Source organism: Streptomyces sp. NPDC001292 (assembly GCF_042896465.1).
GTDB lineage: Bacteria > Actinomycetota > Actinomycetes > Streptomycetales > Streptomycetaceae > Streptomyces.
On record NZ_JBIAXG010000001.1, the window covers coordinates 230205 to 242801 of the forward strand.

At 73.2% G+C, this 12597-nt stretch carries 10 protein-coding genes and 1 pseudogene; all 11 read left to right on the forward strand.

What is annotated here, in order from left to right:
* Positions 1 to 67: 67 nt before the first annotated feature.
* The 11 genes and pseudogenes from hrcA (at position 68) to ACFY4A_RS00970 (ending at position 12471) form a co-directional block, all read left to right on the forward strand.
* Positions 68 to 1084 (forward strand): heat-inducible transcriptional repressor HrcA, encoded by a 1017-nt coding sequence (hrcA, locus tag ACFY4A_RS00920; protein WP_390827272.1) that lies wholly within the window; start codon positions 68 to 70, stop codon positions 1082 to 1084.
* Positions 1085 to 2221 (forward strand): molecular chaperone DnaJ, encoded by a 1137-nt coding sequence (gene dnaJ / locus ACFY4A_RS00925; RefSeq protein ID WP_390827273.1) that lies wholly within the window; start codon positions 1085 to 1087, stop codon positions 2219 to 2221. It abuts the gene before it with no gap.
* A 228-nt stretch (positions 2222 to 2449) separates the two neighbouring features.
* A complete protein-coding gene (locus ACFY4A_RS00930; protein WP_390827274.1) occupies positions 2450 to 3538 on the forward strand; it encodes a nitronate monooxygenase in 1089 nt (362 codons plus the stop codon).
* Entirely contained in the window at positions 3535 to 4275 is a 741-nt protein-coding gene (locus ACFY4A_RS00935) for a 16S rRNA (uracil(1498)-N(3))-methyltransferase (RefSeq protein ID WP_390827275.1), read from the forward strand. The genes ACFY4A_RS00930 and ACFY4A_RS00935 overlap by 4 nt, the downstream gene beginning before the upstream one ends.
* Positions 4276 to 4381: 106 nt before the next feature.
* Positions 4382 to 4954 (forward strand): hypothetical protein, encoded by a 573-nt coding sequence (locus ACFY4A_RS00940; protein WP_390827276.1) that lies wholly within the window; start codon positions 4382 to 4384, stop codon positions 4952 to 4954.
* Between the two features lie 111 nt (positions 4955 to 5065).
* On the forward strand, positions 5066 to 8308 hold the full coding sequence (locus ACFY4A_RS00945) for a S41 family peptidase (protein WP_390827617.1): 3243 nt from the start codon (positions 5066 to 5068) through the stop codon (positions 8306 to 8308).
* 94 nt (positions 8309 to 8402) lie between these two features.
* Positions 8403 to 8756 (forward strand): histidine triad nucleotide-binding protein, encoded by a 354-nt coding sequence (locus tag ACFY4A_RS00950; RefSeq protein WP_390827277.1) that lies wholly within the window; start codon positions 8403 to 8405, stop codon positions 8754 to 8756.
* A gap of 6 nt (positions 8757 to 8762) precedes the next feature.
* On the forward strand, positions 8763 to 9695 hold the full coding sequence (locus tag ACFY4A_RS00955) for a ribonuclease Z (protein ID WP_390827278.1): 933 nt from the start codon (positions 8763 to 8765) through the stop codon (positions 9693 to 9695).
* A gap of 20 nt (positions 9696 to 9715) precedes the next feature.
* Complete coding sequence (locus ACFY4A_RS00960) at positions 9716 to 10744, forward strand: adenosine deaminase (RefSeq protein ID WP_390827279.1); 1029 nt, start codon at positions 9716 to 9718, stop codon at positions 10742 to 10744.
* Between the two features lie 171 nt (positions 10745 to 10915).
* Positions 10916 to 11224: pseudogene (locus tag ACFY4A_RS00965) on the forward strand (enolase C-terminal domain-like protein); the annotation flags it as partial.
* Between the two features lie 65 nt (positions 11225 to 11289).
* Positions 11290 to 12471, forward strand: a complete 1182-nt coding sequence (locus ACFY4A_RS00970; RefSeq protein WP_390827280.1) for a carbohydrate kinase family protein — start codon at positions 11290 to 11292, stop codon at positions 12469 to 12471.
* Positions 12472 to 12597 lie beyond the last annotated feature (126 nt).

Below are 12597 nucleotides of genomic sequence, written 5' to 3' on the forward strand. Positions count from 1 at the left end.
AGAGCTGGCACTCGTATGCGCAGAGTGCCAGGCGGGTGGCCGAGGAACGACCCTGGAGGTGTGCGCGATGCTCAGCGAGCGGCGGCTTCAGGTGTTGCGCGCCATCGTCCAGGACTACGTCGGCACCGAGGAGCCGGTGGGCTCCAAGGCCCTCACCGAGCGGCACAGCCTGGGCGTGTCACCGGCCACGGTCCGCAACGACATGGCGGCCCTGGAGGACGAGGGCTACATCGCCCAGCCGCACACCAGTGCCGGCCGCATCCCCACCGACAAGGGGTACCGCCTGTTCGTCGACAAGCTGGCCGAGGTCAAGCCGATGACCGCGCCCGAGCGGCGCGCCATCCAGAACTTCCTCGAAGGCGCCGTCGACCTCGACGACGTGGTGGCCCGCACGGTGCGGCTGCTCGCCCAGCTGACCCGGCAGGTCGCCGTGGTGCAGTACCCGTCGCTGACCCGTTCCACCGTGCGGCACGTGGAGCTGCTGTCTCTCGCGCCCGCGCGCGTGATGCTCGTGCTGATCACGGACACCGGCCGGGTCGAGCAGCGGATGGTCGACTGCCCGGCGCCCTTCGGGGAGACCTCCCTGGCCGACCTGCGGGCGCGGCTGAACAGCCGGGTCGCGGGCCGCCGGTTCACGGACGTGCCCCACCTCGTGGAGGACCTGCCCGACGGCTTCGACGCCGAGGACCGGGGCACCGTCTCGACCGTGCTGTCCACCCTGCTGGAGACGCTCGTCGAGGAGAACGAGGAGCGGCTGGTCATCGGCGGCACCGCCAACCTCACCCGCTTCGCGCACGACTTCCCGCTCACGATCCGGCCCGTCCTGGAGGCGCTGGAGGAGCAGGTCGTGCTGCTGAGGCTGCTCGGTGAGATGCAGAATCCGGGCATGACCGTGCGCATCGGTCACGAGAACGCCCACGAAGGACTCAACTCCACGTCCATCGTGTCGGTCGGCTACGGTTCGGGCGGCGAGGCAGTGGCCAAGCTCGGCGTGGTCGGACCGACCCGCATGGATTACCCGGGAACGATGGGAGCGGTACGCGCAGTGGCACGGTACGTCGGACAGATCCTGGCGGAGTCGTAGGTGGCCACGGACTACTACGCCGTTCTCGGCGTGCGCCGTGACGCGTCGCAGGAAGAGATCAAGAAGGCCTTCCGGCGGCTCGCGCGCGAGCTGCACCCGGACGTCAACCCGGATCCGAAGACCCAGGAGCGGTTCAAGGAGATCAACGCCGCCTACGAGGTGCTCTCCGACCCGCAGAAGAAGCAGGTCTACGATCTCGGCGGCGACCCCCTCTCGCAGGCCGGCGCGGCCGGCGCGAGCGGCTTCGGAGCCGGTTCCTTCGGGAACTTCTCCGACATCATGGACGCCTTCTTCGGTACGGCGTCGCAGCGCGGACCGCGTTCGCGCACGCGCCGGGGCCAGGACGCGATGATCCGGCTCGAGGTCGAGCTGGACGAGGCGGCCTTCGGCACCACGAAGGACATCCAGGTCGACACGGCCGTCGTCTGCAACACGTGCAGCGGCGAGGGCGCGGCCCCGGGCACCACCGCGCAGACGTGCGACATGTGCCGCGGCCGGGGTGAGGTCTCGCAGGTCACCCGGTCCTTCCTGGGCCAGGTCATGACGTCGCGTCCGTGCCCGCAGTGCCAGGGCTTCGGCACGGTGGTCCCCACCCCGTGCCCGGAGTGCGCCGGAGACGGGCGCATCCGCGCCCGCCGCACCCTGACCGTGAAGATCCCGGCCGGTGTCGACAACGGCACGCGCATCCAGCTCGCGGGCGAGGGCGAGGTCGGCCCCGGCGGCGGTCCGGCCGGCGATCTGTACGTCGAGATCCACGAGCTGCCGCACTCGACCTTCCAGCGGCGCGGCGACGACCTGCACTGCACGGTCACGATCCCGATGACCGCGGCGGCCCTCGGCACCAAGGTGCCGCTGGAGACCCTGGATGGCCTGGAGGAGGTCGACATCCGCCCGGGCACCCAGTCCGGCCAGTCGATCCCGCTGCACGGCCGGGGCGTCACGCACCTGCGCGGCGGCGGCCGGGGCGACCTCGTCGTCCACGTCGAGGTCCAGACCCCGACCAAGCTCGACCCCGAGCAGGAACGCCTGCTTCGCGAGCTGGCCAAGCTGCGCGGCGAGGAACGTCCACAGGGCCAGTTCCAGCCGGGGCAGCAAGGCCTGTTCTCGCGGTTGAAGGATGCCTTCAACGGGCGTTGACGCGGGGGCTTGGGGCCGGCCGGGGGCTCGGGGGTCGTCCCCCGGGCAGGCACAGTCAGCCGGGGCAGCAAGGCCTGTTCTCGCGGTTGAAGGATGCCTTCAACGGGCGTTGACGCGGGGGCTTGGGGCCGGCCGGGGGCTCGGGGGCGTTCCGGAGGGGATTCCTCTGACATATGCCAGAGGTCGCCCGGGTTCGGACTCGTCAGGAGGACGTGACAACATGCCGTCATGTCCTCCGCACTGACCGATCTCTTCCCGCACCCGATCGTGCAGGCGCCGATGGCGGGCGGGCCCGCGGTGCCGCCGCTCGCCGCGGCGGTGTCTGATGCCGGCGGACTCGGGTTCCTCGCCGCCGGTTACAAGACCGCCGACGGCATGTACCAGGAGATCAAGCAGCTGCGCGGTCTGACCGCCCGCCCCTTCGGCGTCAACGTGTTCATGCCGCAGCCGGAGAGCGCCGAGACCGGCGCCGTCGACCTCTACGCCCACCAGCTCGCCGGCGAACCCGGCTGGTACGAGACCGAACTCGGCGATCCGGACTCCGGACGCGACGACGGCTACGACGCCAAGCTCGCCGTGCTCCTGGACAACCCGGTGCCGGTGGTCTCCTTCCACTTCGGCGTGCCCGCCCGCGAGGTCGTGGACTCCCTGCACCGGGTCGGCACCTTCGTTTTCGCCACCGCCACCACCGCCGAGGAGGCGCTCGCCGTGGACCGGTCGGGCGCGGACGCGGTGATCGCCCAGGGCGTGGAGGCCGGCGGCCACCAGGGCACCCACCGCGACCTGCCGGAGCGGGACGGCGCCGGGATCGGCGTGCTCTCGCTCGTCGCGCAGATCCGTGAGACGGTCGCCCTGCCGATCATCGCCACGGGCGGCATCATGCGCGGCAGCCAGATCGCCGCCGTGCTCGCGGCGGGCGCCGGCGCCGCCCAGCTCGGCACGGCCTTCCTCGCCACCCCGGAGTCCGGCGCGCACGACCTGCACAAGCAGGCACTGACCGACCCGGTGTTCCCGCGTACGGAGCTGACCCGGGCGTTCTCCGGGCGGCCGGCCCGCGGACTGGTCAACCGCTTCATGCGGGAGCACGGCCCGTACGCGCCCGCCGCCTACCCGGAGGTCCACCACCTCACCGCCCCGCTGCGCAAGGCGGCCGCCAAGGCGAATGACGCGCAGGGCATGGCGCTGTGGGCGGGCCAGGGCCACCGGATGGCCCGCGACCTGCCCGCCGGGCAGCTGGTGGAGGTGCTGGTCGCCGAACTCGACGCGGCACGCGCGGCGTTGGCGGCCGGTTTGGCGGCAGGAGGTGACGCGCGATGACCGCGCCGGTGTTCGTCGTGGACGAACTGAAGGGCATCACAACGGAGTTCGTGCTGGACGGCCCCGAGGGGCGGCACGCGGTCTCGGTCAAGCGGCTGCGGCCGGGCGAGGACGTGGTGCTCACCGACGGCCGCGGTCGCTGGATCGAGGGCGTGGTCAAGGCCGCCGAGGGCAAGGACCGGCTGGTGATCGCGGACCTGGCGGCCCTCGTCGAGGAACCGCCGGAGTCCCCCCGTATCACCGTCGTCCAGGCCCTGCCCAAGGGCGACCGCGGCGAACTCGCCGTGGAGACCATGACCGAGGTCGGCGTGGACGCGATCGTGCCGTGGGCCGCGTCCCGCTGCATCACGCAGTGGAAGGGCGATCGGGGTCTGAAGGCGCTCGGCAAGTGGCGCTCGACCGCCCGCGAGGCCGGCAAGCAGTCCCGCAGGGTGCGCTTCCCCGAGGTCGCGGACGCGGCGACGACCAAGCAGGTTGCGGCACTTCTGGCCGGAGCCGACTTCGCCGCCGTGCTCCACGAGAGCGGCGAGGAACGCCTGGCCACCGCCGAACTCCCCGCACAGGGCGAGATCGTGCTGGTCGTCGGCCCCGAAGGCGGGGTCTCCCCCGAGGAGTTGGCGCAGTTCCGGGACGCGGGGGCGAAGGCGTACGTGCTCGGCCCCACCGTGCTGCGCACCTCGACCGCCGGTACGGCGGCGGCCGCCCTGCTGCTGGGCCGTACCGGCCGCTGGTCCTGACCGGCAGGGCACGCCCCGCGGCCGGCCGAATGAGTGCTGGCGCGCGGCGCGCGCGTGGCCGTATGCGCTCTACCGCCCCGGGCGCGGCGGTGGCAGGCTGCCGTACATGGGGGCATTGAGGCGGATTCGGCACCTGTCGCACGGGCGGCGGGTGAGGGCCGTGGCGGTGCTCGCGGTGGTCGCCGCGGGCGGGGCCGTCGCATGTGATCCCGGCGGGCTCAGCGCCGCGTCGGCGGCGTACACGACCGACAGGACGGCGACGGCGGAGTTGAACCGGCGGCATGCTTCGGTGAGTTGGCTCAGCTGCACGGGCAGGGACGACGGCGGCCGGACCCGCACGGCGGGGAACCCGACGCCGTCCGCGTCCGAGACCACCGTGGTCTCCGTGGACTGCCAGGGGCAGACGAAGGACGGCCGGAAGATCACCGTCACCGGGAAGGTCACCCGGGCCGTCGACGGAGCCTGCGTGCGCGGGGACCTGACCGCCAAGGTGGGCGGCAGGGTGTGGTTCCACGTGCGCGGCCTCGGCGACTGCGACGCCACGACCGGTCCGACGTTCCGGCCGGCCGTCACCTACCGGCCGACCCACGGGCAGCCGGAGCCGGGGGTCACGGTGACCGTCACGCGGACGATCTGGTGCCAGGGCGATCCCACCTGCTGGCCCGTACGTGGCAAGTGAGGCCGCACCGCTGCCGGTTCGCGTGCCGGGGAAGCCATCCGCCCCCTGTCCGTGGCCGCCGCCCCTGCGTAGGGTGATCACGTGACTCAGCCCGCATCGTCTCCGTCGCCCGTGTCGTCCGTATCGTCTGCTTCCTCCGCGTACCTCCGGTTCCCGCATCTGCGCGGCGAGTTGGTCGCCTTCACCGCCGAGGACGACGTGTGGCTCGCGCCGCTGGACGGCGGCAGGGCCTGGCGGGTCAGCGCCGACAACGTGCCGGCGAACCATCCCCGTATCTCGCCCGACGGCACTCTCGTCGCCTGGACCTCCACCCGTGACGGCGCACCCGAGGCGCACATCGCCCCGGTCGCCGGCGGTCCCGCCAAGCGCCTGACGTACTGGGGGAGTTCGAAGACCCAGGTGCGCGGCTGGACCCCGGACGGCGAGGTCCTCGCGATCAGCGCCCAGGGCCAGGCCAGCCTGCGCCGCACCTGGGCGCGCGCCGTCCCGCTCGACGGCGGACCGGCCACCACCCTGCCGTACGGGCCCGTCGGCGACGTGGCGTACGGCCCCCACACCGTGTTGCTGTCCGCGCCGATGGGCCGCGAGGCGGCATGGTGGAAGCGGTACCGGGGCGGCACGGCGGGCAAGCTGTGGATCGACCGTGAGCACACCGGGGAGTTCGTCCGGCTGCACGAGGACCTGGACGGCAACCTCGAGTACCCGCTGTGGGTGGGGGAGAGGATCGCGTTCCTCTCCGACCACGAGGGCACCGGCGCGCTGTACTCCTCCCTCGCCGACGGCTCGGACCTGCGCCGGCACACCCCGATTGGGGGCACCTCCCGCTCGAGCGAAGCCGGGGGTGGGGGAGGTTTCTACGCCAGGCACGCGGCCACCGACGGCACTCGGGTCGTCTATTCCAGCGCCGGTGAACTCTGGCTGCTGGACGACCTGGACGCCGCCGAGCCGCGCCGGATCGACGTCCGGCTCGGCGGGCCGCGCGTGGACCTCCAGCCGTATCCGGTGAACGCCTCCCACTGGTTCGGCTCGGCGGCCCCCGACCACACCGCACGCGGCAGCGCGGTCGCCGTGCGCGGCGCCGTCCACTGGGTCACCCACCGCTCCGGTCCTGCCCGCGCGCTCGCCGCCGAGCCCGGCGTACGCACCCGGCTGCCGCGCACCTTCCGCGCCGAGGGCGAGGAGTGGGTGGTGTGGGTGACGGACGCCGAGGGCGACGACGCCCTGGAGTTCGCGCCCGCCACCGGCCTCGCGCCCGGCGCGACCCCGCGCCGGCTGGGCGCCGGGCAGCTCGGCCGCGTCCTGGAACTCGCCACCGCCCCCGACGGCAGCCGCGTGGCCGTCGCCTCGCACGACGGCCGGCTGCTGCTCGTCGAACGCGAGAGCGGCGAGGTGCGCGAGGTCGACCGCAGCGAGCACGGGGACGTCGGCGACCTCGCCTTCTCGCCCGACTCCGCCTGGCTGGCCTGGTCGCACCCCGGCCCGCGCCCACTCAGCCAGCTCCGCCTCGCCAACACCACCGACCTGTCGGTCACCGAGGCGACCCCGCTGCGCTTCCGCGACCACGCGCCCGCCTTCACCCTCGACGGCAAGCACCTCGCCTTCCTCTCCCACCGCTCCTTCGACCCGGTCTACGACGAGCACGTCTTCGACCTGGCGTTCGTCGAGAGCTCCCGCCCGCACCTGATCACGCTCGCCGCGGCGACCCCCTCGCCGTTCGGCCCGCAGCGGCACGGCCGGCCCTTCGAGGCGCCCGACAAGGAGGAGACCCCGGACAGCGAGGGCATCCCGACGACCCGGATCGACCTGGACGGCCTGGCCGACCGCATAGTGCCGTTCCCGGTCGAGGCCGCCCGCTACTCCAACCTGCGCGCCGCCAAGGACGGCGTGCTCTGGCTCAGGCACCCGGTGCGCGGAGTCCTCGGCGCCTCCCGCGCCACACCCGACGACCCCGACCCGAAGACCGAACTGGAGCGCTACGACCTTCTCCAGCAGCGCATCGAGCACCTCGCCGCCGACGCCGACCACTTCGCGGTCAGCGGCGACGGCAAGCGGGTCCTGCTGTGGACGGACGGCAAGCTCAAGGTCGTGCCCAGCGACCGGCGCGCCTCCGGCGACGAGGACAGCGACTCCAACATCACCGTCGACCTCGGCCGGGTCCGGCAGACCGTCGACCCGGCCGCCGAGTGGCGGCAGATGTACGAGGAGACCGGTCGCATCATGCGGGACCACTTCTGGCGGCCGGACATGGGCGGCGTCGACTGGGACGGCGTCCTCGACCGCTACCGGCCCGTCCTGGACCGGATCGCCACCCATGACGACCTGGTCGACCTGCTGTGGGAGGTGCACGGCGAGCTGGGCACCTCCCACGCCTACGTCATGCCGCCGGGCGGCTTCGGGCACGGCAGCACCCGGCAGGGGCTGCTCGGTGCGGACATCTCCCTGCACCAGGACGGCAGTTGGCGCATCGACCGGATCCTGCCCTCGGAGACCTCCGACCCGGACGCGCGCAGCCCGCTCGCCGCGCCCGGCGTCGCGGTGCGCGCCGGGGACGCGATCGTCGCGGTCGGCGGCCGCCCGGTCGACCCGGTGACCGGACCCGGCCCGCTGCTGGTCGGCACGGCGGACAGGCCGGTCGAACTGACCGTCCTGCCGGCCGGCGGGGGCGACCCGCGGCACGCCGTCGTGGTCCCCGTCGCCGACGAGGAGCCCCTGCGTTACCACGCGTGGGTGGCCGACCGCAGGGCCTACGTCCACGAGCGGTCCGGCGGCCGCCTCGGCTACCTGCACGTACCGGACATGCAGGCCCCCGGCTGGGCGCAGATCCACCGCGACCTGCGCGTGGAGGTGGCCCGCGAAGGACTCGTCGTCGACGTGCGCGAGAATCGCGGCGGCCACACCTCCCAACTCGTGGTGGAGAAGCTGGCCCGGCGGATCGTCGGCTGGGACCTGCCGCGCGGGATGCGGCCGGAGAGCTACCCGCTCGACGCGCCCCGCGGCCCGGTCGTCGCCGTCGCCAACGAGTTCTCCGGCTCCGACGGCGACATCGTCAACGCGGCCATCAAGGCACTGGGCATCGGGCCGGTCGTCGGCACCCGTACCTGGGGCGGTGTGATCGGCATCGACAGCCGCTACCGCCTGGTCGACGGCACACTCATCACCCAGCCCAAGTACGCCTTCTGGCTGGAGGGTTACGAATGGGGCGTGGAGAACCACGGGGTGGACCCGGACATCGAGGTGGCGCAACGCCCGCAGGACCACGCGGCGGGCCGCGACGTCCAACTGGACGAGGCGATCCGCCTGGCGCTGGAGGCGCTCCAGGAGACGCCCGCGAAGACACCGCCGTCCCTGCCGTGACCGTCCGGGGGCGGCGGTCCCCGGGCCCGGCCGGATCCGCTCGCCCTGGATACCATGCCCCCGTACTCGATCAACCCGGCGTGAGGAGCACCGCATGGCAGGGGAACCCCAGGGCGACTGCCTGTTCTGCAAGATCGTCGCGGGACATGTCCCGGCCACGATCGTCCGCGAGACGGAGACGACCGTCGCCTTCCGAGACATCAACCCCCAGGCGCCCACCCACGTCCTGGTGATCCCCAAGGCGCACTACAAGGACGCCGCCGTCCTCGCCGCCGAGGCCCCCGGACTCGCCGCGGACGTCCTGCGTGAGACACAGGCGATCGCCGACGAGGACAAGCTGGACAGCTACCGCATCGTGTTCAACACCGGCTCCGGCGCCGGCCAGACCGTCTGGCACGCCCACGCCCACGTCCTCGGCGGCCGCGGCCTCGAGTGGCCCCCCGGGTAGGCCGTCGTGTCCGTACGTGAACTGGTCGTCCTCGGCACGGCCAGCCAGGTGCCCACCCGGCACCGCAATCACAACGGCTATCTGCTGCGCTGGGACGGCGAGGGCATCCTGTTCGACCCCGGCGAGGGCACCCAGCGCCAGATGCTGCGCGCCGGGGTCGCGGCGCACGACCTGAACCGGATCTGCGTCACCCACTTCCACGGCGACCACAGCCTCGGCCTGGCCGGGGTGATCCAGCGGATCAACCTCGACCAGGTGCCGCACGAGATCACCGCCCACTACCCGCGTTCGGGCAGGCGCTTCTTCGACCGCCTGCGCTACGCCACCGCCTACCGCGAGACGGTCGGGATCACCGAGGCCCCGGTCGACGCCGACGGCGTTCTCGCGACGACCCCGGCGTACACCCTCGAGGCCCGCCGGCTCTCCCACCCCGTGGAGTCCTTCGGCTACCGGCTCGTCGAGCCGGACGGGCGCCGCATGCTGCCCGAGCGGCTCGCCGCGCACGGGATCAAGGGCCCGGACGTGGGCCGCATCCAGCGCGAGGGCTCCCTGGACGGGGTCCCGCTGGAGGCCGTCAGCGAGGTGCGGCGCGGACAGCGGTTCGCGTTCGTCATGGACACCCGGCTGTGCGAGGGCGTGCACGCGCTCGCCGAGGGCTGCGACATGCTGGTCATCGAGTCGACCTTCCTCGACGAGGACGAACGACTGGCCGTCGAACACGGTCACCTGACGGCCGGTCAGGCGGCACGGGCGGCGCGGGACGCCGGCGTGCGGCATCTGGTGCTCACCCACTTCAGCCAGCGGTACACCGCTCCGGGGGGCACCTCCCGGACGGAATCCGGGGGAGAATTCGAGCGGCAGGCGCGGGCGGCAGGGTTCGACGGCGAGCTGACCGTGGCGCACGACCTGCTCAGGGTGCCGGTTCCGAAACGCCGCTGACCAGGTCGTACGATGTTCCGATGCCTCTGCCGAAAGCCGAACTGCACCTCCACATCGAAGGCACCCTGGAGCCCGAGCTCGCTTTCGAGCTGGCCGCGCGCAACGGCGTCGAGCTGCCGTACGCGGACACCGACGCGCTCCGCGAGGCCTACCGGTTCGAGGACCTCCAGTCCTTCCTGAACCTGTACTACGAGCTCATGGCCGTCCTGCGCACCGAGCGGGACTTCGAGGACCTGGCCGACGCCTATCTCGCGCGGGCCGCCGCGCAGGGCGTGCGGCACGCGGAGATCTTCTTCGACCCGCAGGCCCACCTGTCCCGGGGCGTCGGCATGGGCACGGTCGTCGACGGGCTGTGGCGGGCGCTGGGCCGGTGGGGGTCCCCCCGCTCGAGCGAAGCCGAGAGTGGGGGAGCGGAGAAGCACGGCGTCTCGACCCGGCTGATCATGTGCTTCCTGCGCGACGAGTCCGTCGAGTCGGCCATGGAGACGCTCGAGGCCGCCAAGCCGTACCTCGACCGGATCGCGGGGATCGGGCTGGACTCGGCCGAGGCGGGTCACCCGCCGGCGAAGTTCCGCGAGGTGTACGAGGCCGCCGCCGCCCTCGGGCTGCGGCGCGTGGCGCACGCCGGCGAGGAGGGTCCGCCGGAGTACATCGCGCAGGCCCTCGACGTGCTCGGCGTCGAGCGTGTCGACCACGGGCTGCGCTGCGTGGAGGACCCCGAGCTGGTCGCCCGCCTGGTGCGCGACCGGATCCCGCTGACCCTGTGCCCCCTGTCGAACGTCCGCCTCCGCGCGGTCGACACGCTGGCGGCCCATCCGCTGCCCGCCATGCTGGACGCCGGTCTGCTGTGCACGGTCAACTCCGACGACCCGGCCTACTTCGGCGGTTATGTCGGCGATAACTTCGACGCCGTGCGCGACACCCTTGGCCTGGGCGAGGACCGGCTGCGCGAACTGGCCCGCAACTCCTTCCTCGCCTCCTTCCTCGAGCACGACGAGGAGCGGCGCCGGCGGTACCTCGCCGAGGTCGAGGCGTACGAGTTCCCGTAAGTCCCGCCGAATCCGTCTCCCGCATGCGCCGGGCGCCCTGTGCGCCCGGCGCATGCGGGTTTTTTTGGTGTCTGGGGTTTGCGGGCGGCCAACGGCGATCCCCCGCAGGTCCGTTGACGGAGCACATTCGCATTTCCAAGCTCCGTTCCCATACGTGGATGGCGTCTATGCGTGCCCGGCCTCCACCACGCCTGCGACACCCACTACCCCTGGCAGTCGGAGGACGTCCTGACCGAACGGCTCGCCTTCGACGGCGGCCGGATCGCCGTACCCGACGCCCCCGGTCTCGGCGTCGAACTCGACCGGGACAGGCTGGCCTTCCTGCACCGCCGCAGGGCCGAGGACGACGGCCGTCTGCGGGACCGGGACGACGGCCGTCTGCGGGACCGGGACGACGCGGCGGCGATGCGCGTCGCCGAACCGGGCTGGGCCGCCCCGGCGACCCCCGCCGGTAGGCGCGGCCGCCGCTCCCCGGCGTGAGCGCCGACGTGTCGTCGGCGCTCTGGTGCACACTGGCCGGACCAGCACACCTCAGGGAGCGCACCGTGACCGCGTCCAACACGTCCGCCGGAGCGGGACCGGAGTACCCGGAGGACCGGGAGTACATCGTCGGGGCGCCGCACGCCCACGTCGCTCCCCAGGTCGACCCGCTGGCCCGACTGCGCTCGGCGGACGACCCGCCCTGGGACGTGTACCTCACGGGCACCGTCTTCCTCGACATCATCTTCACCGGACTCGACTCCGCCCCGGTGCGCGGGACCGAGTCCTGGGCGCGCGGGATGGGGTCGAGCCCCGGCGGGGTGGCCAACATGGCGACCGCGCTGGCCCGCCTGGGACTGCGGACCTCCCTGGCGGCGGCCTTCGGCGACGACCACTACGGCGACTACTGCTGGGACGCGCTGGAACAGGGCGAGGGCATCGACCTGTCCCCGTCCGGCACCGTGCCCGGCTGGCACTCGCCGGTCACCGTATCCATGGCGTACGAGGGCGAGCGCACCATGGTCTCGCACGGCCACGAGCCGCCCCCGGAGGCCGTGTTCCTCCAGGAGGGCGTCCCGGAGTGCCGGCCTCGCGCGCGTGCCGCCGTGGCCTCGCTGACGCCGGGCCGGCGCTCTTCCTGGATCGCACAGGCCGCGAGCGAGGGCACGCGCATCTTCGGGGACGTCGGCTGGGACGACACCGGCGCCTGGGACCTGGCGGGCCTGTCCGACCTGGAGCACTGCGAGGCGTTCCTGCCCAACGCCGAGGAGGCGATGCGCTACACGGGCACCGACTGCCCGCGCGCCGCCGCGCACGCGCTGACCGCGTTCGTACCGCTCGCGGTGGTCACCCTCGGCTCCGAGGGCGCCTACGCGGTCGACCGGCGCACGGGGGAAAGCGCCGAGGTGCCCGCCATCGCGGTGGAGGCCCTGGACCCGACCGGCGCGGGCGACGTCTTCGTGGCCGGCTTCGTCACCGGCACCCTGGCCGGCTGGCCGCTGGCCGACCGCCTCGCCTTCGCCGGCCTCACCGCCGCCCTGTCCGTGCAGGAGTTCGGCGGCTCCCTGTCGGCCCCCGGCTGGTCCGAGATCGCCGCCTGGTGGCGCCGGGTCCAGTCGGTACAGGGCCAGGACCCGGCGGCCCTGCGGCGGTACGCGTTCCTGGAGGACCTGGTTCCCGAGGCGAGCGTCGAGCCGTGGCCGCGGCGCCGGGCCGTGCCGACCATCGGGTTCCGCAGGCCGGCGTGACCGGCGCCGCGACCGAGCGCCGAGCCGACCGCCCCGGCGGACGGGGCGGATTCGGCGCATTCCGCCACGGTGTCTCGGCCGGGAACGTCGTTGACAGGTGACGTCCGCCGCCCGATCATCGGCGCG